The sequence below is a fragment of the Rahnella sp. P4_A8 genome, from assembly GCF_056402435.1.
In genome coordinates, this window is record NZ_JBFUHK010000004.1 from 149024 (window position 1) to 170184 (window position 21161).

Consider the following 21161-nt stretch of genomic DNA (forward strand, 5'->3'; position numbering starts at 1 on the left):
AAATTATTTTCAGGGGAATTTAAGTATGTCCGAAAGTTCTGTGAAAAATGTTACCGTCTCAGCAGACGAAAGCTGGTTACAACGCCGCTTCCATCTGCACCAGCGCCAGACCAAGATTAAAACGGAATGTCTGGCAGGCATCACCGGGTTTCTGGCGGCGGCGTATTTACTGGTGGTGATCCCGGGCTTGCTGGCCGTCAGTGGTATAGATAAAGGCGCAGCCACCACCGGCGTGATCCTGGTGTTTGTACTGGGCTCTCTCCTGATGGCTTTTTACGCCAACCTGCCCTTTATGGTCGGGCCTGGCATTGGCGGCTCGGTACTGGTCGGTATTACGCTGGCGGGCGACGGCATTACCTGGCCCGTCGCGCTGGGGATTGCATGCTGGTCGGGGATTTTATTTTTCGTGATGACAGTGTTTGGCTTACGCGAAGTAGTCACCCGTTCTGTTCCGCAGTCGATCAAGCTTGGGCTGACCGCTTCTATTGGCATTTTTGTCGCCCTGCTCGGCTTCCGCAATGCCGGGCTGGTAATGGCAAATACCAAAACACATGCGCTGGCTCTGGGAGATTTTACTGCGCCGGGTGCGTTAATTGCGCTTCTTGGTCTGCTGGTCGCCGTGGGGTTACAGGCTCGTAAAGTACCGGGTGCCATTTTATGGGCCATTTTGCTGGCGACGGTGGCGGGTATACCGTTTGGCGTAACGCATTTACCTGAGCAATGGATCTCGCTGCCTCACTCGGTTGCTCCGTTATTGGGCAAAGTCGATCTTATCGGTGCTATCAACATCGCCTTTCTGCCATTCCTGTTTATCTTCTTCGCCTCGGAGTTCTTCTCTACGATGGGCACCACACTGGCTGTCGGTGGTGAGGCTGGATTGCTCGATGAACACGGCAATATGAAAAATATCAACCGGCCTTTCATGGTGGATTCCATTGCAGCAGCGCTGGGCCCGATCGTCGGTATTCCTGCAGCTACAGCATTGATCGAATCCTCTGCCGCCGCTGAAGCAGGCGGGAAAACTGGCCTGACGGCACTTACCGCTGCAGTCATGTTTCTGCTGATGCTGTTATTTACTCCGATTGCGCTGATGATCCCGAAAGAGGCGACCGCACCGGCACTGATTCTGATTGGCCTGAACATGTTCAGTAATTTGCGAAAAGTGGACTTAGCGAATTTTACCGACGCGCTGCCGGTACTGATGATGGTAATGATTACGCTGATTTCCAACAGCTTCGGCACCGGTATCGCCGGCGGCCTGCTGTTTTACGTCATCATTAAAGTGGTCGCAGGAAAAGCACGTGAAGTGCCTGTAGGCCTTTATATTCTGGCAATCCCGCTGGTGTATTATTTTGCGACGCTGGTTCATCACTGAAACTTGCGGGTTAACAGAGGGCGCGTGAAAACGTGCCCTTTTTTATGGGCGCAGCCTGGCTTTGAAGATATTTTTAGGAGGAAATCAAAGAGAAGAGATAATTCCGGAGGCCTGAAATGGTGGAGGCCCTGCCAGCTACATCCCGGCACACACGACACCTGCCATGGCTGCTTCCTTCCGGACCTGACCAAGTTGACAAGTTAGCGTTGCGGGAGAACCAACAGGGCCCCCATTGACGTTGTCAGCTTCATTTCTCTGCTAAGAGAATCGAAGCGGTGGGCATTATCTGTGATGGCCGAAACAAAAGCAAGTTAACTGCCGACAACCGTTGTTTTCTTAAACAATACGCCTGAATCAGAGCCTACAAAACCTTAATTTTTGCGTCATACTGGCGCAAATCACTGAGGAGGATGTCATGTCGGAACCCGATAACTTTCGCCAGCGCGTATTTCAGATTATCGCCGCCATCCCGGTCGGGCAGGTCACAACTTACGGGAACGTCGCGCAACTGGCCGGTTCACCCCGCGCGGCACGTCAGGTCGGGGGGGTACTCAAGAAATTGCCGGAAGGCAGCACTCTTCCCTGGCACCGGGTGATAAACCGGCACGGTGAAATCTCTTTGCAGGGCGAAGACTTTAAACGTCAGCGTCAGGCACTGCTGGCCGAGGGCATCACGTTTAAGAAAGGCAAAATCGATTTAGAGAAATACGGCTGGAAATGGTGAATGCCTGCCTTCAAAACGCACATAAAAAAGCACCGCGAGAGCGGTGCTTAGCCATCATAAGTGATGAATTAATAGGTCGTTGGTTGTGCAGGTACCATACTAACCGGTGCAGGCGAAGTGCCCAGTCCTGGATTTGACGGGTTAGTCATTGGTCCCAGGGCACTGGGTTTGGTCGCTACAGGGACGGCGACAACCGGGACAAGTTGCAGATCGGCACGTGTACCCTGACCGTGATTAATCACTTCTTTAATGGAGTCAGTGATGAAGGTCATCTGACCATTGATGGTTACCGCCGCACTCAGCAGAATACGCGCGTTAGGGGCAATTTCCTGCGGGTTATACGGCAGGATGAAGGTAAACGGTGCCTGTTTACCCTGAGTTCTCGCCACCTTTTGCGAAATCACGCGGGATGGCGCATCCGCCACCGAAGCATCAGACAATGTCACCGTCAGGACAGCATCCGGTGGCAAGGCTACACGCTGATTGATAAACACGCTACCCGATACATTCGGGCCAGTGATCGCAGGTCCGGTGTCCGGGCTAGCCGCCGTATTCACAGGAGGTTGCTGCGCTGGTGCCTCATGATGCTGTGCGCACCCGGCAAGAGTCAGAGACAGCGCGGTTCCACCTACTATCTGCCAAAGTTTCATTGATCGTACTCCCTTTTTTATTAGTCGCTTGTCGACAAGCTGTAATAAACGCCGACGATGAATTTAGTGACTTTAACCAGCTTACCTACTAATCATGGCACAAAAGTCTGAGGTTTTCCTGTCAGCGGCCAAACAGATCTTCTGACAAAACGTAAGATCCACTATGATTAACAGGTTAGACCTGTCGGTTAAGGCGTATTTCAGAAAATTCCTGCCTGCATTACCCCGAACAACTTAGGTCGATTTCTCCGGTAACTTTCATGAGGCCACTATGAGTCAGGCATTAAAAAATCTGCTGGATCTGCTTGATCTGGAAAAAATTGAAGAAGGGCTGTTTCGTGGTCAAAGTGAAGACCTGGGTTTACGTCAGGTCTTTGGCGGTCAGGTCGTAGGCCAGGCATTATATGCCGCCAAACAGACTGTCCCGGCGGAACGTGGTATCCATTCTTTCCACAGCTACTTTTTGCGCCCGGGTGACAGCAGCAAGCCGATTATCTATGACGTGGAAATCCTGCGCGATGGCAACAGTTTCAGCGCCCGCCGCGTAAAAGCGGTGCAGCATGGCAAGCCGATTTTCTATATGACGGCGTCGTTCCAAAGCCAGGAAAGTGGTTTTGAGCATCAGAACACCATGCCGGATGTGCCGCCGCCGGAAACACTGGTATCAGAATCAGATATTGCTAAAAATCTGGCGCATCTGATACCGGAAAAATTCCGCGAAAAATTTATTGGTCATAAGCCTATTGAAATGCGTCCGGTGAAGTTTCATAACCCGATGAAAGGGAGTGTCGAAGAGCCTAACCGTGCAGTGTGGTTCAGGGCCAACGGTGAAATGCCAGATGATTTGCGAATTCATCAGTATTTACTGGGCTATGCGTCTGACTTCAATTTCCTGCCTACGGCGCTGCAACCCCATGGCATTGGCTTCCTTGAACCGGGAATGCAGGTCGCGACCATCGACCATTCGATGTGGTTCCACCGCCCGTTCCGCATGGATGACTGGTTGCTGTATGCCGTCGAAAGTACCTCTGCATCCGGTGCGCGTGGTTTTGTGCGTGGACAGTTTTATACCCGCGATGGCGTGCTGGTCGCCTCCACAGTACAGGAAGGGGTTATTCGTCAGCGAAAGCCTGAATAATCATCATTAAAGAGCGCCCTGTAAAAATGGCGCATTAAAAAGGGGCGATATCATTATCGCCCCTTTTGCATATCATCATTATTTTATTATTTTTAACTCATTAATGAGAGAGTTAGCGCACTACTTTCTCTGAAATCTCATTATTGGTTGTAAGCGTTTTCGCCGTGGCTATTAACATCCAGCCCTTCGCGTTCTTGTTCTTCAGGAACACGCAGACCTACGATCATGTCCGCCACTTTGTAACCGATGAAAGCAACAACACCAGACCAGACCAATGTCACGCACACGCTGAAGAACTGAACCCAAACCTGATGGCCCATGGTCACACCTTCTGCATAACCTACGCCGCCGAGTGAGCTGGAAGTGAATACGCCAGTCAGCAGACAACCTACGATACCGCACACACCATGAACACCGAACACGTCACAGGTGTCATCAACACGCAGCCATTTTTTCAGGGTAACCACACCCCACAGGCCAGTGATACCGCCTACGAGACCGATGATGAGAGCACCACCCACGCCGACCGTACCACATGCAGGTGTGATAGCGACCAGACCTGCGATAGCACCGGAGCTTGCGCCCAGCAGTGAAGGTTTACCACGCACCATCCATTCAACCAGTGTCCAGGACAGGATTGCACCAGCCGTTGCAATCACCGTGTTCAGGAAAGCCAACGCGGCAACAGGGCTTGCTGCACTTGCAGAACCTGCGTTGAAGCCGAACCAACCCACATACAGGATTGATGCACCAGTGAAGACCATTGGCAGGTTGTGTGGTTTGAAAGCTTCTTTACCGAAACCGGCACGTTTACCCAGCAGATAAGCCCCCACCAGACCTGCGATAGCGGCGTTGATGTGAACAACAGTACCACCGGCAAAGTCCAGCGCACCATCAGCAGCCAGGAAACCGCCTGCCCACACCATGTGAGCCATCGGGATGTAAGAGAAAGTCAGCCAGATCACAGTGAAAATCAGAACCGCTGAGAAACGTACACGTTCAGCGATACCGCCCACGATCAGCGCCACAGTGATACAGGCAAATGAGCACTGGAAAGCAACGTGGATCATCTGGGAGAAGGTGCCTGTCACGGAGTCCAGGCCGATGCCTTTCATCATGACGTTACTGAAACCACCGAAGAACGCGTTACCTTCGCTGAAGGCCAGACTGTAGCCGTAGAGGATCCACAACACGCAGACCAGAGCAAAGGTGACAATAACCTGAGTCAGCATGGACAAAACGTTTTTAGAACGCAGTAAGCCACCGTAGAACAACGCCACGCCCGGTACGGTCATGAACAATACCAGCGCGGTACAAATCATCATAAAGGCGTTATCAGCACCGTTTGCCGCTGCTGGCGCTGCTGCCATGGCAAGCGAAGGCAGCAAAGCCACGGCACCAAGCCCCATCATGGATAAAAGTTTTTTCATTATTAACCCACCCCTGTTTCTCAAAACTGTTTTTTCTAATCTGATTTATCTCAAACCGATTGGTATGAGAGATAAAAGCCTGAAATTACAGTGCTGCTTCGTCGGTTTCACCAGTACGAATACGGATAACACGTTGCAATTCAGCAACGAAAATTTTGCCATCACCGATCTTGCCGGTATAGGCCGCTTTGCTGATCACATCGATCACTTCATCAAGCTGATCGTCTGCAATAGCAATGTCGATTTTTACTTTTGGCAGAAAGTTCACGCTGTATTCCGCGCCACGGTAAAGTTCGGCATGACCTTTCTGACGGCCAAAACCTTTAACTTCCGTTACGGTCAGCCCCTGAATTCCAACAGCAGACAGCGCTTCACGCACGTCTTCCAGCTTAAAAGGTTTGATCACCACAGTAACCAGCTTCATTGTGCCACTCCTCGAATTAAGGGCTTGCCGCGAGAGGATTCGCGCCCGATACGGATTGGATAAAGCAAAGGATGTGCCAGAGTTGAAATCGGGCGCAGATTCATGCAATTCCCGCGTAATACGGCATTTTCAGAATAATCGTGACCAGGCGCACAGTTGTCATGCCATATGCAGCACAGCAGCACACGCACCATTTAAGTGCTCACCGCTGCTTTTTAGTGCACCCGAATTGAAAAAGGGTTCTGCCTGCATGAATACAGTGCGGGGAAAAGAAAAACAGGAAATGAAAAACGGAGAAAGAAGAAAGCCGGTGCCGCAGGGATACGGCACCGATGCAAAGATTATGCGTTTTCTGTTGCAGGCATAATCTGTCCGGCAGAAGCCAATTGCTGTCCGGCAAGTTGCAACTGATACATCTGATAATACCGGCCTTTTTCTGCCAGCAGTTGCAAGTGATTACCCTGCTCAACAGCCTGGCCACGGTGCAATACCAAAATATTATCGGCATCCACAATCGTCGAAAGCCGATGTGCGATAACCACAAGCGTAGTCTGCTGCCGGATAGCCCGTAATGCACGCTGAATAGCCTGCTCGGTGCCGGAATCAATATTGGCCGTTGCCTCGTCAAGGATCAGAATTTCCGGTGCCTGCACCAAAACGCGCGCCATCGCCAGTAATTGTTTCTGCCCGACAGAAAGATTATTGCCCTGCTCTCCCAGACGCGTATTCAAACCTTCGGGCATTTCGCGTACCAGCGGTGAGAGCTGCACAATGTCCAGCGCGTGCCACACCTGCGCTTCATCAATATCACGGCCTAACGTGACATTAGCGAACACGGATTCTGCCAGAACCACCGGATCCTGCTGAACCATTGCAATACCTTTGCGCAGGCTGGTGTGCGATAAGTCGGCGAGGTTACGTCCGTCAACCCTGACCTCACCTTTGTTTAACGGGTAATAACCCATCAGCAGATTTGCCAGCGTACTTTTACCACTGCCGGTATGTCCAACCAACGCCACAAAACCGCGCGAAGGCACGTGCAGGGAAATATTTTCCAGCACCCATTTATCCGGGAGGTAAGCAAAGCTGACGTCTTTGATGTCAATCTCGCCGCTGGTGAGCAACTTTTCGTCTGGCCCGTATTGCTGTTGCGTCCTGTCCATCAAATCAAAGATACGTTCACCGGCAACGACTGCCTGCTGCATAATCGATTGTTGTGAGGTCAGTTCAATCAGAGGCTCGTTGAGCCGTCCGAGATAATTGATGAAGGCGTACAGAACCCCAACGCCCACAGAACCTTCGGCACTGAATCCAAAGAGAATGAGCAGACCGCATAAAATCAACGACGAGAATAAGCTGAGCAAAGGACGCAACAGAAATCCTTCCAGTCGCAGCGTTTGCATGCGGGCCAGGTAGTGCGACTGGCTGGCGCGGGCAAGTCGTTCGCCAAACCTTTTCTGCTGACGGAATTGCTGAATCACATTCATACCGTTGATGACTTCATTGAAGCCATCATTAATATCCGCCAGATAAGCGCGTACTTTGCGCACCACCGGCGTACTGTAAATCTGGTACAGCCCCATCACGACAAATACGGCCGGGAAGATACAAATTGCCACCGATGCCAGTCGCCAGTCGAGGCTGAACATCGCCACCAGCATCGCACCAATCAGGGCGATGCTGCGTAAGACTGTCGACACCACGGTCACATACAGATCACGGATAACTTCCGTGTCATTAGTCACGCGGGAAATCAGCTGACCTACAGGCTGTGTATCAAATGCGCTCAACGGTTGCCGTAATGCCGCATCCATGACTTCGGTGCGCAAGCATTGGACGACCCCCACCGCAGCACGGTTGAACAACAGTGCCTGAAAATAGTGCAGGCTTGCTGCCAGGAATTGCAGGAAGATAAAACTCAGCGCGAGCAAACTGACTTTCCCCCACGGCATTTCACCTTTAGCCACGTAGTGATCGATAAAGAAGCTGATTAATATAGGGCCGGTCACTTCCGCTGCCGCTGCAATCCACAACATCAGAACCGCATAAGACAACGGCTTGCGGTAAGGTTTCCCGTATTTCAACAGGCGCTTTAGCGTTGGCCAAAGCTTCTGAATTTTAATTTTTTTGGGTTCAGCCACGGTGTTCCGGCTCCTTTTCCTGTGACACATCATCCAGCGCAGCTTCTAATTGCTGATAACGGAACATATCGCGGTACCAGCCGGCTTCGGCAGCAAGCTGGTCATGATTGCCACGCTGCGAAATACTCCCCTGGCTGAAGACCAGAATCTCACTGGCTTCGGTCAGTGCAGAGAGACGATGTGCGCTGATGATCACCGTACGGTCATTTCCCCACTGACGCAGATTGTGCAGAATCTGGTGCTCCGTCCGGCCATCAACGGCGGATAAAGCATCATCCAGGATCAGAATTTCGGCTTTGAGGAGCAATGCGCGCGCAATCGAAATACGCTGCTTCTGACCACCCGATAACATGACGCCGCGCTCGCCGACTTCAGTTTCATATCCCTGAGGCAATCGCAGAATGTCATCATGAACGCTGGCGAGACGCGCGGCTTCTTCAATCTCTTCCTGCGTGGCATCAGGCCTTCCGAGCGCAATGTTCTGCGCGACAGTGTCTGAGAACAAGAAAGGCGTCTGACTGACAACTGCCAGCCGGGCACGCCAGTCATCAAGCTGGATTTCTTTAAGGGATAACCCGTGATAGGACACGTCACCGTCAGTGACATCGAACTGGCGCTGAAGGAGTGAAAGCAGCGTACTTTTACCGGAACCTGTCGGACCGCATAACCCCAGCATTTGCCCTGGTTGCAGGGAAAAAGTAACGGTCGTTAAAGCAGCGTGGCTATTTTCCGGATAATGGAAATCGTTGATGTGAGCCTCAAGCGTCGCGCGGCCTGCCGGTAACGGTGTTGTGCCATCAACAACAGCCGGGGCTTCCTGTAACAGGCTACGGATACGGCTGTAAGCCGCGCTGCCACGTTCGACAATGTTAAACATCCAGGCGAGCGCGAGCATCGGCCAGATCATCAGGCCAAGGTACATCACAAAGCTGGTGAGTTCACCCAGCGTCAGGTGGCCATTGACTACCATCCAGCTACCGCCGCCGATGGCCAGCAGGTTTGCCATACCGATAGAGACATAGATGGTCGGATCAAAGCGGGCATCAACACGCGCGACACGCATATTTTTTGCACCGGTATCCGCAGCCACATCAGCAAACTGCGATGACTGATGATTCTCCAGGCCAAAAGCTTTGATCATACGGATACTGGTCAGGCTTTCCTGCGCCTGATCGTTAAGCGAGGAAAACGCCGCCTGTGCGGTTTTGAAACGGGAATGAAGTTGATCACCATATCGCTTGATAATGATCGCCATTACCGGCATCGGCACCAGCGACAATAACGTCAGTTCCCAGCTGATCTGGGTTGCCATAACGATAAGTACCGCCAGCCCCATGACCAGCGAATCGACCAGCGTCAATACGCCCTCTCCCGCAGCGAACACCACCCGGTCGACGTCATTAGTCGCTCGGGCAATCAAATCACCGGTGCGATGGCGCAGATAAAAAGCGGGATGCTGACGGCTCAGCTGACGGAAAAAATCCTGTCGTAGTTCAACAGCAAGCTGATAAGACGCGCCGAACAGCAGCACGCGCCAGACATAACGCAGCAGATACACCACAACAGCCGTGCCGAGCATCAGGCCAAGCCACGCAAAAAGCACGCCGTAAGACATTTGTTTTGACGTAACACCATCGATAATTACGCCCACCAGTTTTGGCGGCAGTAATTGCAGAACGGCGATAATGACCAGTAAGGCGACGGCACCCAAATACCGGCGCCATTCACGCCGGAAGTACCAGCCTAATTGTGCAAACAATCTCACGCAGTGTTTTCCATACAAATAATAATAATTTTATTGAGTTAAACCGGCGACAGAAAGACCAATTTTCTCTTCAGGCCGACAAGGATACCAGAGTTAACAGGGGTTTCTGATGAAACTTTTTACTGCAACTTTTGCATTAAATCGGCAATGCTGTGGTCGATTTTATGCGCTCCATCGCAAAACTTGAGGTCACGTCGTTCAGTCCCGGAATGCCATTCACAAGTCGCTTGTAAAAGTTATCGTAGCTTTTCATATCGGAGACCTGAACTTGCAGCAAATAATCGTACTCGCCCGCCATCCGGTAAAAACCCAGCACCTCTGGAAACGCTTCGACTTGCTGAACAAATCGCTGATACCACTCGCTGTTGTGATGCTGGGTTTTAATCAGCACAAATGCTGTCAGGCTAAGTCCCAGTTTCTCAGCGTCAAGTAACGCCACTTTTCCGCAAATAATCCCGTCATCTTCAAGGCGCTTTATTCTTTTCCAGCAGGGGGTGGTGGTGAGGTTGACGGCCTCAGCCAGCTCGTTCAGAGAAAGGGTGCAATCCCGCTGTAGCAGCGATAAAAGCCTGAGGTCAATTTTATCTACCATATCGCACTCCCGGAGAAAATATTTCTCCAAATAAGATGATCTATGGGTCAAAGAGTAACTTATTTCTCTGGTGATTACGTTATTCTTTATCTCATCAAAACACTTAAATGAGCCTGCAACATGCGCAATTCCTGGGTCACTCACGCCATTAAAGAAATCGACGCCGATTATCAACGTTCAGCCGACACACATTTAATTCGTCTCACGCTGAACGACTTTCCTGGAATTTCGTTGTACCTCAAAGATGAAAGCACGCATCCTTCCGGAAGCCTGAAACATCGTCTGGCACGCTCATTGTTTTTATATGGCCTGTGCAATGGCTGGATCCGCGAAAATACGCCGATTATTGAGGCGTCTTCGGGCAGTACCGCTGTCTCCGAAGCCTATTTCGCGCGTCTGCTGGGCCTGCCCTTTATTGCCGTAATGCCTGCCTGTACAGCCCCGCGCAAAATTCAGCAAATTGAGTTTTATGGTGGTCGCTGCCACTTTGTCGAAAACTCAGGTCAGATTTATGCTGCCTCAGAGCAGCTCGCTAAAGAGCTGAACGGCCATTATATGGATCAGTTCACCTACGCAGAACGGGCCACCGACTGGCGCGGAAACAACAACATTGCAGACAGTATTTTCCGTCAGATGTCCCGCGAACCGTATCCGGTGCCGCGTTATCTGGTGATGAGTGCGGGTACCGGCGGAACGTCCGCAACGCTAGGCCGCTACATCCGCTATCAGGGGCACGATACCGAACTGGTCGTGGTGGATCCGGAAAACTCTGTCTTTTACGATTACTTTCAGCAACGTGATGCCAGCGTTACCGCTCAATGCAGCAGCCGCATTGAAGGCATTGGCCGCCCGCGCGCCGAACCCTCATTTATCCCCGACGTCATTGACAGCATGATGCAAGTACCTGATGCTGCAAGCATTGCTACCGTTCGCTGGCTTGAACAGGTACTGGGGAGAAAAGTCGGCGGCTCGACGGGAACCAATATGTGGGGGGCATTGCAACTGGCAAAACAAATGCGCGAGAAAGGTGAAACCGGCTCGATCGTTACCCTGCTTTGCGACAGCGGTGAACGTTATCTGAATACCTACTTTGATGACAACTGGGTAGCGAAGAATATCGGGGATATTTCCGTTTACGCTGCACAACTGGAAGGTCTCAACTGAATATCCTCGAAATCATTCGAACTACAACAAGGCAGCAAATGAATGAATCCCGATGAGCTTACAAGAGTAAGTGATTCGGGTGAAAGAATGCAGCTAACGCAGTTGCAGTTCGAAGGATGAAGAGGAAAAAAGCCGGGACAGTTAAAGTGAACCCGGCTTGCTGCAATACCTTAATATTCGGGGGAATAGGTGAGGTGTGGAGTGTGCAGCCAGTGTTGCAAAAAGTGAGACACAGCCTGATTACGGCAATGTCCGATGATTTGTAAATGAGAGGCCTGCTCTTTCAGCACCGGCAAGGCGTTGCCCATAATCAGCCCCATCCCGACACTTTCCAGCATTTCCTTGTCGTTCATGGCATCGCCGAATGCCATGCATTCAGACATATCGATCCCCAGACCTGCAGTGAGAAGCGCCAGAGCACTGCCTTTATTACTGCCTGCGGGCTGCACATCCAGACAATCTGCCGCTGAAAAACACAGGTCAAGACGYGGGCCGAAATGCGCTTCCAGTTGGGGTACCAGCGCCAGCAAGGTTTCATGCGGTGCGCAGAAACACACTTTGCTGTTACCAGAATCAGGCAATAAACGCAGATCCTGTAACTGATAGCGGAAGCCGCTGAACTGATGCGGGATCAGCAAATCCGGATCGTCCAGAGACGTAAACCAGCCATCATCACGGAATACATGCTGGCTGGCAGGTGTATCCCATTGCGTGTGCAAAAGCTCGTGTGCACAATCTTCGGACAAGTCACTGGCATGCAACCGGTGCCCAGACAAGTCATGAATTCGCGTGCCGTTTCCGGTGATCAGAAAACCGTCCAGTCCGATGTTCGCCAGAATATCTTTCATTTCGAGATAATGACGGCCGGTGGCAAACGTCAGTTTTACCGGCTTTTCAGCCAGCTGACGCAATGTTGCCAGTGTTTTTTCGCCCAGCGTGTGATCGGGTAAAAGCAGAGTGCCATCCATATCAAATGCAGCTAAACGGAACATATTTTCTCTCAGAAAAGGAATGATTTTCACCCTCAAAGTATGGACTGCGATTTGCGGAACTAATAGTGAACAGTTTGTGAATACTGTTCCGGTTTTAGCTCACACTCTGGCTCTTCGCTGCAAGCCAGCGCGCCATACGCACGATATGATGAACAGGATAATTCACAGCAAAAATAAGGTTCCGTATTTACCGTGCGCCTGCAAAACCGGCTTAATCAATTTCAGCGTTTATACCTGAAGACCGGACAAGTTCCGGTTCAGTTTACCGTGGCCGAACTGGCTGAGATTTTCTGTTGCAGTGAACGTCATACCCGAACGTTGCTGAAACACTTTCAGGATGCGGGCTGGATTGACTGGCAATCCCAAGCAGGTCGGGGGAAGCGTGCGTCACTTTGCTGCCTGAAAACCCCCGAAGAATTGCGGGGAGCCTGTTTGCAGGAGTTGCTGAAAAATGGCGAACATTCGGCCGCGTTGCAGCTAAGCCAGCTGGATCCGAGCCATCTCAATGCACTGCTGGCGCCGCATTTGGGCGGGCAATGGCAGGAAGATGCGCCCACGCTGCGTATACCCTATTATCGCCCTCTCCAGCCTTTAGATCCGCTGACGTTGACCGGCCGTGCCGAGCAACATCTTGCCCATACTATTCATGCAGGACTGACGCGTTTTATTCCGGGAAATTCAGCCCCCCAGCCCGATCTGGCCCATCACTGGCAAATCAGTAATAACGGCAAAACCTGGCAATTTTTCCTGCGTAGTCAGTTGTTCTGGCATAACGGAGAACCACTGAAGACCGCGCAATTAATGGCGCGCTTTGAACAACTGCAAAACTCACCGCGCAGTAAACATAATCTGGCTTGCGTGAGCAAATTGTCTCAGCCGCACGCACTTTGTCTGCAGTTTGATCTCGATAAACCCGATTACTGGCTGGCGCACCGGTTTGCCGACCTTAACTGCCTGTTATCCCATCCCGATAATCCACATATCGGCGCGGGTCCTTTTCGCCTGACTACCTTTTCACCTGAACTGATCAGGCTTGAACAACATACGTTGTACGCCTTACAGCATCCTTATCTGGCGGCTATTGAATTTTGGATCACACCGCAACTCTTTGCACAAAAAAGCAATGTCAGTTGCCAGCATCCGGTCAGGATCATTTTGGGTGAACAGGATGAATTATCGCGCGTGAAACCGGTCAGACGCAGCACCAGCTTGGGATTTTGCTACATCGCCGCCAATCTGAAACGTGGCGTATTGAATGAGGCTCAGGCGCGTAAAATCGTCCGTCTGATCCAGCGCAGCGGCATGCTGGATAATTTGCCTATCGATCATGATCTGGTGAAAGCCAGCAAAGAAATGCTGCCTGGCTGGCCAATACCTTTGCATGACGATGCTGATGTTCCATTGCCTGAAAAGCTGACATTGCTGTTTCACCCGCCGGTTGAATTTGAGCTGGTGGCGCAGGCACTAAAGGAAAAGCTGGCGGAAGAAGATTGTGCACTGGAGGTTAAATATCATGCCGGGCGACTTTGGGAAGATGATGCGCTGCTGGGCTGGGCCGATCTGCTTCTCGGTGATCGTTTGATTGGCGAATCTCCCGATGCCTCCCTGGAGAACTGGTTACAGCAAGATCCGCTCTGGCCGGGGATCCTGCGCGAAAAAGATTATGTTTGCCAGCAACAGCGCCTGGCCGCTATTCAGCAAATCCCGCTGGAGAACCATCGCTCGGACGAACTGCGCGATCATTTATTTCAGTGGATGCAGTCGGCCATCGTCACACCGTTGTTTAATTATCAGTATCAGGTCAGCGCACCACCACGCATCAGCGGTGTGCAACTCACCGCATGGGGCTGGTTCGATTTCTGTCAGGCATGGGTTCCGCCGCCGCTGCCAACGGAAAGTGCCTGAAGGAGCTGTTTCACTACACTCCGGGGGTAAAGGAAAGTAACATTAGGGCACTTTTACTGCCCGATGCGCAGTGAATTTCAGATAATGGTTTCAAACAACAGGTAATCAGAATGAAAAGAGCAGTGGTAGTTTTTAGCGGCGGACAAGATTCAACAACCTGTCTGATTCAGGCTCTGAAGCAATATGACGAAGTCCACTGCGTTACTTTCGATTATGGTCAGCGTCATCGTGCAGAAATCGAGATTGCACAAAAACTGTCTGTGGAACTGGGCGCACGTGCCCATAAAGTGCTGGATGTCGGGTTGTTAAACGAACTGGCTGTCAGCAGCCTGACCCGCGATAACATTCCGGTGCCTAATTTTGGTGATGAAAACAACGGGGGCTTGCCGAGTACGTTCGTTCCCGGTCGTAATATTCTTTTCCTGACGCTGGCGGCCATTTATGCCTATCAGATCCAGGCAGAAGCCGTCATCACCGGCGTGTGTGAAACTGACTTCTCCGGTTATCCGGATTGCCGTGATGAATTCGTCAAGGCGCTGAATACGGCTGTGTCGCTGGGTCTGGCGCGAGATGTGCGTTTCGAAACGCCGCTGATGTGGCTCAATAAAGCCGAAACCTGGGCGCTGGCCGATTATTACCAGCAGTTGGATCTGGTTCGTCATAAAACGCTGACCTGCTACAACGGCATTGCTGGTGATGGTTGTGGTGAATGTGCCGCCTGTCATTTACGCGCTAATGGTTTGCAGCAATACCAGCAGGATAAAGCGGGCGTGATGACCAGCCTGAAGAACAAAACCGGACTGCGTTAATTTTTCAGTTTTAATGTTTTGCCGGTAACGGGCGGCTTTCAACCGCCCGTTGGCGTATTCTTTTGACGGGAAAGTGATCTTGCGTAAGGGGAAACGATTAATCGTTTTCCAGTTCCAGTTCACGTAACCGCTCGAGCAATTCCCCTTCCAGCGGCAGCGCTTTTTGCGTACGCAAATCGATACACACGAACGTCAGCGTCGCATCCGCAACCACATCACCTTCACACGTGACAACCTGCTCGAGAACACCACTGCGCCCGTTCAGTTGCTGCAAACTGCTGTCAATGCGCAATACATCCCCCAATACCGCAGGCTTGCGGTAATTGATGTTGATATTCACCACGATGAAGGCAATCTTGTTCTGGCTCATCCACTGGAAACCTGACTGATTGTCGAGCCATTCCCAGCGCGCTGTTTCAAGAAATTCCAGATAACGCGCGTTGTTTACGTGCTGATAAACGTCAATGTGGAAACCGCGAACTTTAATGAACGTATGCATAATCGTTAAGAAACTCCTGATAGTCGTCTGAGGCTTACAACCAAACTGGTCAGATGTCTCTAGAGATTAGCAGAAGAAAACGGCGGCAACCGTTAAGGGATCACCGCCGCGACATCCGTCACAATTTCAGACGGTCCTTGTTACGTTCAAACAATGCAGCACCAATTCCCGGAACTTCACGCAATTGTTCGATATCCGTAAATTGCCCAAGATCTTCGCGGTAACTGACGATGGCTTGCGCTTTTTTCATCCCTACTCCGTTCATCACATTGGCAAATTCTTCCGCAGTCGCCGTGTTGATGCTTACGGTACTTTCATCGGTCACTGCCACTTGTTCCTTTTTCACTTGCGGGCCAGTGACTTTGCTGGCTGCCGTCGCTGGCGCCGCCGTCGTGGTCGCCACGCTGCTGGCCGCATTGGGCGCGGCCTGCAACATGACCGGTAGTGTGGAAAGTCCCAGAGCGAGAGCTAACGAAAGTGAGGTGATGCCTAATTTTTTCATGCTGTATCCTCCATGTGTTTGACAGCACGGAGAGAATGCATCAGGCAGAGAAAGCGGACAACGGGCAACATTCAAATGTGGAAAAGGCCGCGGAAGCGGCCTTTTGTTTGTTGCAACGCGTTGCAAAACTTTGCGGCGTTTACTGGTTTTGTGCAGCAGAACCGTATTTGATTTTCGCTTCCTGACGCAGGTTGGTCAGCAGCGAATCAAAGGCCACATTCGAGGACGTCTGTTGCATTTCCTGATTGAAACGTGCTGTATCAGCGGCAGGAATGGTACCCGGCGTCACCGCATTCAGTTTGACCAGTACACTGTTGCCTTTATCGTCCTGAGTCAGCCCATAAACCGGTTGGTCTTTCTGAGGATGAGGCAGTGCGTAAACGTTTTCTTCGAATGCAGAAGGCTGCTGGCTACGCTGTACTTTCTGGACGGCACCAAATGTCAGGCCGGCAGCTTTCATGGCGTCATCGCCTTTGCCTTCTTTCAACGCGGTCAGCAGTTTCTCACCTTCCATACGCGCCTGATCCTGTGCTTTCTGCCGTTTCACCAGCGTCGTCACCTGATCTTTCACGTCAGCGAAAGGTTTAACCCCTTCAGCTTTGTGCGCATCCACGCGAACTACAAAGGCGCGGTCACCATCAACGGTAATAATGTCTGAGTTACTGCCAGGAGAACCGTCCTGACCAATCAGGCCACCGTCGAAAATCGCCTGTACGACAGGTTTGAAATTGATACCTGCCGGGATTTGATTCTGAGTGAACCAATCTGTGTGAACCGCTTTCGTACCGGCAACATCTTCAGCTGAAGCCAGAGATTCGTTGTCATTGGTTGCCGCTTCGCTGACTTTCTGTTGCAGCGCGTAGTAGGCATCCAATGATTTCTCTTGTTTAAGCTTGTCGGCAATCGTGTTGCGAACGTCAGCTAACGGTTTGACCTGCTCAGGCGTCACGTCATCAAGGCGCAAAATGAAGAAACCGCTGTCCGATTTAATCACACCAGACACCTGACCTTTGGTGGTCAGATTGGCATTTTTAAATTCTGGTAACGTCGTTTCAGGCTCCATCCAGCCGAGGTCACCACCTTGTCTGGCACTCAGCGCATCGGTCGATTTGGTCTTAGCCAGTTCCGCGAAATCGGTGCCTTTTTTCAGCTCGGCAGCCACTGCGTCAGCATCGGCCTGAGATTTCAGAACAATGACACTGTAGCGACGGCGTTCAGGCTGACCAAATTCGCTTTTATGCTGGTCGTAATAGGCGCTGATATCCGCATCCGTCACGTTAGTTTTCCCCTGCATGGCCGCTGCATCCATTTCGATGTAGCTGACTTTCACCTGTTCAGGCGAGAGGAAACTGTTTTTATTCTGGTCGTAGAATGCCTGCAATTCAGCGTCAGTGACCTGCTGTTTAGCTGCCAGCGCATCGGTATCCAATGTGGCAGTCTGCACATCACGACTTTGCAGAATCAACCCACCTAGAGATTTACTTTCCACTGGCAAAACGAAATCGGACTGACCGTAGGCTTGCTCAAGTTGCTGACTGATTAACTGTTGTTTCATCAACTGCGCAAAGTTATCCGCGGTGTATCCCATACCCTGGATGCTTTGCAGATATTTAGCATTGTCGAAACGGCCATCAGTCTGGAATTGCGGGGTCGCAAAAATCGCATCTTTGATCTGCTGATCGCTGACGGTAATGCCTAATTTTTTGGAATACTGATCCAGCAACGTGACGTCAATCAGGTTGCTCAGGGATTCCTGGCGTAATTGCTGCATATAACCGTCGCTGCCCGCAAGCGCAGAGAATTGATCTCCAAGCTGCTGTTGCAAGCGGCTACGCTGGTTTTGAACTGCCTGTTCCAGCTGAGCACGTCCTATTTCCTGACCATTCACTTTCGCTGCATAGTCGCCTGAACCGCCGATCAGGTAGTTGCCTACCCCTGTCAAAATAAAGGACAGAATAATCAGGGCCAGAATGATTTTGAGCACGACGTGATTGGCGGCCGCGCGTAAATTGTCCATCATAGTGTGGCAACACTCCGCTGTAATAAAAAAAGCGCACCGTTTTCGATGCGCCTTGTATCTTACCTTACCAGCCCGATGACGTCAGGTTATTGTTTAACAACCAGACCTGAATGAAAAGCATCAGTGATGCGCCTCACACAGTTTCAACGTCAGTCTGCGGGTAATTAACCGTTAACGGCATCTTTCAGCGCTTTACCTGCACGGAAGCCCGGCACTTTAGCGGCTGCAATGCTGATTTCTTTACCGGTCTGTGGGTTACGACCAGTACGTGCTGAACGCTCGCGAACGGAGAAAGTACCAAAACCAACCAGAGCTACTTCATCCCCAGCTTTCAGGGTGTCAGTGACAGATGCAAGAACAGCATCTAAAACACGTCCCGCTGCGGCTTTAGAAATATCAGCACCGGCAGCAATTTTGTCGATCAATTGTGACTTATTCACTCTTATCATCCCCTCTTAAAATTCGTTCATCACGGCGCATTTTCCCTGCAGACGTGACCGCGCTGCTGTTATATCAATCTTGTCAGAGTGATGCAAGCGACTGAAAGCAGCCTGAAACCCTTTGACCGTTCACTAAGTTAACGGCACAAAAAAAAGCTGGCAAGTGAGATTTCACCTGCCAGCCTGAGTTTTATTCAACTGTGTAAGCTGAGGTCACTATTTTGCTGCCACCGGCAATGCTCCGTAAGCCGGATTTTGCAGTGCGATGTTGAGAACATCATCAATGCGTTTTACCGGATGGATCTCAAGATCTGCCAGCACGTTCGCCGGAATTTCTTCCAGATCACGTTTGTTGTCGTCCGGGATCAGAACCACTTTGATGCCACCACGATGGGCCGCCAGCAGCTTTTCTTTCAGACCACCGATTGGCAGAACCAGACCACGCAGTGTGATCTCACCGGTCATCGCAACATCCGCACGAACCGGGTTACCCGTCAGACAAGACACCAGCGCGGTACACATGGCAATACCGGCACTCGGGCCATCTTTCGGCGTTGCCCCTTCGGGTACGTGAACGTGAATATCACGTTTTTCGTAGAAGTCAGGGTTGATACCCAGTTTGTCTGCGCGTGAACGGACAACCGTCAGTGCAGCCTGAATGGATTCCTGCATGACTTCACCGAGAGAACCGGTGTAAGTCAGCTTACCTTTGCCCGGTACGCAGGCCGTTTCGATGGTCAGCAATTCACCGCCCACTTCGGTCCACGCCAGACCAGTAACCTGGCCCACCCGGTTTTCGGTATCAGCACGGCCATAATCGACCTTCTGCACGCCGAGGAAATCTTTCAGGTTGTCGCCGTTAATTTCAATGTGCTTGATGTCTTTATCCATCAGCAATTGCTTAACCGCTTTACGGCACAGTTTCGACAACTCACGTTCCAGACTACGTACACCCGCTTCACGGGTATAGAAACGGATGATGCCAGTTATTGCGCTGTCATCCACAGTCAGTTCGTTCTTCTTAAGCGCATTACGTTCAAGCTGTTTCGGCAACAGGTGCTGTTTGGCGATGTTCAGTTTTTCGTCTTCGGTATAACCGGAAAGACGGATCACTTCCATACGGTCCAGCAGCGGAGCCGGGATGTTCATCGAGTTCGAGGTCGCCACAAACATCACATCTGACAGGTCGTAATCGACTTCCAGATAGTGATCGTTGAACGCCACGTTCTGTTCCGGATCCAATACTTCCAGCAAGGCAGAAGCCGGATCGCCACGCATATCCGATGACATCTTGTCGATTTCATCAAGCAGGAACAGCGGGTTTTTAACCCCCACTTTCGCCATTTTCTGGATCAGTTTGCCCGGCATGGAACCGATATAGGTACGACGGTGACCACGGATTTCCGCTTCATCACGTACGCCACCCAACGCCATACGAACATACTGACGGCCAGTCGCGCGTGCGATTGACTGACCCAGTGAGGTTTTACCCACACCCGGAGGCCCGACCAGACACAGGATTGGGCCTTTGATTTTGCTGACGCGACTCTGCACGGCGAGGTATTCCAGAATGCGGTCTTTGACACGCTCCAGACCATAATGGTCAGTATCCAGAACTTCCTGTGCTTTGATCAGGTCCTTTTTCACTTTGCTGCGGGCATTCCATGGCACCTGAAGCATCCAGTCGATATATCCACGGACAACCGTAGCTTCGGCGGACATCGGCGACATCATTTTCAGTTTTTGCAGCTCAGCTTCGGTTTTCTCACGCGCATCTTTCGGCATTTTGGCCGCTTCGATTTTGCGTTTCAGCGCCTCGTGCTCGTCAGGCGTGTCATCCATTTCGCCCAGTTCTTTCTGAATCGCTTTCATTTGCTCATTCAGATAGTACTCGCGCTGACTTTTCTCCATCTGTTTTTTGACACGATTGCGAATGCGTTTCTCAACCTGCAACAGGTCAATTTCCGATTCCATCATCGCCATCAAATATTCCAGACGCTCGGTGATATCAAACATTTCCAGTACAGATTGTTTGTCAGCGAGTTTCAGTGGCATATGTGCCGCGATGGTGTCAGCCAGACGTGCAGCATCTTCAATGCTGTTCAGCGAAGTCAGCACTTCCGGCGGGATCTTTTTGTTCAGCTTGATGTAGCCTTCAAACTGATTAATCGCAGTACGCACCAGAACTTCCTGCTCGCGTTCATCCACGGCCGGAGATTCCAGGTACTCCGCCTGGGCAGCAAAATGCTCGCCACTGTCAGAAAGTGTCGTAATACGCGCGCGTTGTAACCCTTCCACCAGCACTTTTACCGTGCCATCCGGGAGCTTCAGCATTTGTAATATTGAGGCAACCGTACCCACGGAGAAGAGATCATTAACGCCCGGCTCATCTGTTGAGGCTTCTTTCTGCGCCACCAGCATGATTTTTTTGTCGTGATCCATCGCAGCTTCGAGGCATCGAATCGATTTTTCCCTGCCAACAAACAACGGGATCACCATGTGCGGATAAACCACCACATCGCGCAGAGGCAATACGGGGATTTCTATGCGTTCAGAACGCTCAGGGTTCATAGAGCTCTCTCTTAGTTTAG

18 protein-coding genes and 1 other RNA gene are annotated in these 21161 nt (G+C 51.2%); 6 read left to right on the forward strand and 13 right to left on the reverse strand.

Going from position 1 to position 21161, the window contains the following annotated elements:
- Window positions 1–25: 25 nt before the first annotated feature.
- Complete coding sequence (locus AC1DUO_RS04015) at window positions 26–1375, forward strand: NCS2 family permease (protein WP_119261884.1); 1350 nt, start codon at window positions 26–28, stop codon at window positions 1373–1375.
- A gap of 126 nt (window positions 1376–1501) precedes the next feature.
- On the opposite strand, the gene ffs is transcribed toward AC1DUO_RS04015, so the two are convergent.
- An RNA gene (gene ffs / locus AC1DUO_RS04020) (signal recognition particle sRNA small type) lies at window positions 1502–1598 on the reverse strand.
- A gap of 192 nt (window positions 1599–1790) precedes the next feature.
- Between ffs and AC1DUO_RS04025 the strand changes: the two genes are divergently transcribed.
- On the forward strand, window positions 1791–2099 hold the full coding sequence (locus tag AC1DUO_RS04025; protein ID WP_037036827.1) for an MGMT family protein: 309 nt from the start codon (window positions 1791–1793) through the stop codon (window positions 2097–2099).
- Window positions 2100–2167: 68 nt separating this feature from the next.
- On the opposite strand, the gene AC1DUO_RS04030 is transcribed toward AC1DUO_RS04025, so the two are convergent.
- Window positions 2168–2749, reverse strand: coding sequence for a YbaY family lipoprotein (locus AC1DUO_RS04030; protein WP_037036825.1), 582 nt, complete (start codon window positions 2747–2749; stop codon window positions 2168–2170).
- A 271-nt stretch (window positions 2750–3020) separates the two neighbouring features.
- Here AC1DUO_RS04030 and tesB point away from each other — a divergent pair, with 271 nt between their 5' ends.
- Window positions 3021–3887 carry an acyl-CoA thioesterase II gene (tesB, locus tag AC1DUO_RS04035; RefSeq protein WP_013576623.1) on the forward strand — a complete coding sequence of 289 codons (867 nt, stop codon included), beginning with the start codon at window positions 3021–3023 and terminating at the stop codon, window positions 3885–3887.
- 140 nt (window positions 3888–4027) lie between these two features.
- On the opposite strand, the gene amtB is transcribed toward tesB, so the two are convergent.
- The 5 genes from amtB to AC1DUO_RS04060 form a co-directional block, all read right to left on the reverse strand.
- The gene (amtB, locus tag AC1DUO_RS04040) at window positions 4028–5317 is read right to left on the reverse strand and encodes an ammonium transporter AmtB (RefSeq protein ID WP_013576624.1); all 1290 of its coding nucleotides are present in this window, start codon (window positions 5315–5317) and stop codon (window positions 4028–4030) included.
- An 85-nt stretch (window positions 5318–5402) separates the two neighbouring features.
- Window positions 5403–5741: a P-II family nitrogen regulator gene (gene glnK, locus AC1DUO_RS04045; protein ID WP_009639071.1), complete on the reverse strand. Its 339-nt coding sequence runs from the start codon at window positions 5739–5741 to the stop codon at window positions 5403–5405.
- 341 nt (window positions 5742–6082) lie between these two features.
- Window positions 6083–7915 carry a SmdB family multidrug efflux ABC transporter permease/ATP-binding protein gene (locus AC1DUO_RS04050; protein WP_370447488.1) on the reverse strand — a complete coding sequence of 611 codons (1833 nt, stop codon included), beginning with the start codon at window positions 7913–7915 and terminating at the stop codon, window positions 6083–6085.
- Window positions 7875–9647 carry a SmdA family multidrug ABC transporter permease/ATP-binding protein gene (locus AC1DUO_RS04055; protein ID WP_119261885.1) on the reverse strand — a complete coding sequence of 591 codons (1773 nt, stop codon included), beginning with the start codon at window positions 9645–9647 and terminating at the stop codon, window positions 7875–7877. The genes AC1DUO_RS04050 and AC1DUO_RS04055 overlap by 41 nt, the downstream gene beginning before the upstream one ends.
- A gap of 136 nt (window positions 9648–9783) precedes the next feature.
- Window positions 9784–10239 (reverse strand): Lrp/AsnC family transcriptional regulator, encoded by a 456-nt coding sequence (locus tag AC1DUO_RS04060; protein WP_013576629.1) that lies wholly within the window; start codon window positions 10237–10239, stop codon window positions 9784–9786.
- A gap of 120 nt (window positions 10240–10359) precedes the next feature.
- On the opposite strand from AC1DUO_RS04060, the gene AC1DUO_RS04065 reads away from it, so the two are divergent.
- Window positions 10360–11403 (forward strand): PLP-dependent cysteine synthase family protein, encoded by a 1044-nt coding sequence (locus AC1DUO_RS04065; RefSeq protein WP_013576630.1) that lies wholly within the window; start codon window positions 10360–10362, stop codon window positions 11401–11403.
- Window positions 11404–11573: 170 nt separating this feature from the next.
- On the opposite strand, the gene cof is transcribed toward AC1DUO_RS04065, so the two are convergent.
- Entirely contained in the window at window positions 11574–12395 is an 822-nt protein-coding gene (gene cof, locus AC1DUO_RS04070; protein WP_013576631.1) for an HMP-PP phosphatase, read from the reverse strand.
- Between the two features lie 192 nt (window positions 12396–12587).
- On the opposite strand from cof, the gene AC1DUO_RS04075 reads away from it, so the two are divergent.
- Window positions 12588–14300, forward strand: a complete 1713-nt coding sequence (locus AC1DUO_RS04075) for an SgrR family transcriptional regulator (protein WP_119261886.1) — start codon at window positions 12588–12590, stop codon at window positions 14298–14300.
- A 110-nt stretch (window positions 14301–14410) separates the two neighbouring features.
- Window positions 14411–15109: a 7-cyano-7-deazaguanine synthase QueC gene (gene queC, locus AC1DUO_RS04080; RefSeq protein ID WP_013576633.1), complete on the forward strand. Its 699-nt coding sequence runs from the start codon at window positions 14411–14413 to the stop codon at window positions 15107–15109.
- Window positions 15110–15206: 97 nt separating this feature from the next.
- Here queC and AC1DUO_RS04085 read toward each other — a convergent pair whose 3' ends face one another.
- From AC1DUO_RS04085 to lon, 5 genes are all read right to left on the reverse strand, one after another.
- Window positions 15207–15608, reverse strand: a complete 402-nt coding sequence (locus AC1DUO_RS04085) for a YbgC/FadM family acyl-CoA thioesterase (protein ID WP_013576634.1) — start codon at window positions 15606–15608, stop codon at window positions 15207–15209.
- Window positions 15609–15726: 118 nt separating this feature from the next.
- A complete protein-coding gene (locus AC1DUO_RS04090; RefSeq protein ID WP_013576635.1) occupies window positions 15727–16110 on the reverse strand; it encodes a ComEA family DNA-binding protein in 384 nt (127 codons plus the stop codon).
- 139 nt (window positions 16111–16249) lie between these two features.
- The gene (gene ppiD / locus AC1DUO_RS04095) at window positions 16250–18130 is read right to left on the reverse strand and encodes a peptidylprolyl isomerase (RefSeq protein ID WP_013576636.1); all 1881 of its coding nucleotides are present in this window, start codon (window positions 18128–18130) and stop codon (window positions 16250–16252) included.
- Between the two features lie 164 nt (window positions 18131–18294).
- Window positions 18295–18570 carry a nucleoid-associated protein HU-beta gene (gene hupB / locus AC1DUO_RS04100; RefSeq protein ID WP_013576637.1) on the reverse strand — a complete coding sequence of 92 codons (276 nt, stop codon included), beginning with the start codon at window positions 18568–18570 and terminating at the stop codon, window positions 18295–18297.
- Window positions 18571–18786: 216 nt separating this feature from the next.
- Entirely contained in the window at window positions 18787–21141 is a 2355-nt protein-coding gene (gene lon, locus AC1DUO_RS04105; RefSeq protein WP_013576638.1) for an endopeptidase La, read from the reverse strand.
- Window positions 21142–21161 lie beyond the last annotated feature (20 nt).

Coding starts and splice junctions, on each gene's coding strand:
- AC1DUO_RS04015 (WP_119261884.1), top strand. CDS start 26: ATGTCCGAAAGTTCTGTGAAAAATGTTACCGTCTCAGCAGACGAAAGC.
- AC1DUO_RS04025 (WP_037036827.1), top strand. CDS start 1,791: ATGTCGGAACCCGATAACTTTCGCCAGCGCGTATTTCAGATTATCGCC.
- AC1DUO_RS04030 (WP_037036825.1), bottom strand. CDS start 2,749: ATGAAACTTTGGCAGATAGTAGGTGGAACCGCGCTGTCTCTGACTCTT.
- tesB (WP_013576623.1), top strand. CDS start 3,021: ATGAGTCAGGCATTAAAAAATCTGCTGGATCTGCTTGATCTGGAAAAA.
- amtB (WP_013576624.1), bottom strand. CDS start 5,317: ATGAAAAAACTTTTATCCATGATGGGGCTTGGTGCCGTGGCTTTGCTG.
- glnK (WP_009639071.1), bottom strand. CDS start 5,741: ATGAAGCTGGTTACTGTGGTGATCAAACCTTTTAAGCTGGAAGACGTG.
- AC1DUO_RS04050 (WP_370447488.1), bottom strand. CDS start 7,915: ATGATGTGTCACAGGAAAAGGAGCCGGAACACCGTGGCTGAACCCAAA.
- AC1DUO_RS04060 (WP_013576629.1), bottom strand. CDS start 10,239: ATGGTAGATAAAATTGACCTCAGGCTTTTATCGCTGCTACAGCGGGAT.
- AC1DUO_RS04065 (WP_013576630.1), top strand. CDS start 10,360: ATGCGCAATTCCTGGGTCACTCACGCCATTAAAGAAATCGACGCCGAT.
- queC (WP_013576633.1), top strand. CDS start 14,411: ATGAAAAGAGCAGTGGTAGTTTTTAGCGGCGGACAAGATTCAACAACC.
- AC1DUO_RS04085 (WP_013576634.1), bottom strand. CDS start 15,608: ATGCATACGTTCATTAAAGTTCGCGGTTTCCACATTGACGTTTATCAG.
- AC1DUO_RS04090 (WP_013576635.1), bottom strand. CDS start 16,110: ATGAAAAAATTAGGCATCACCTCACTTTCGTTAGCTCTCGCTCTGGGA.
- ppiD (WP_013576636.1), bottom strand. CDS start 18,130: ATGATGGACAATTTACGCGCGGCCGCCAATCACGTCGTGCTCAAAATC.
- lon (WP_013576638.1), bottom strand. CDS start 21,141: ATGAACCCTGAGCGTTCTGAACGCATAGAAATCCCCGTATTGCCTCTG.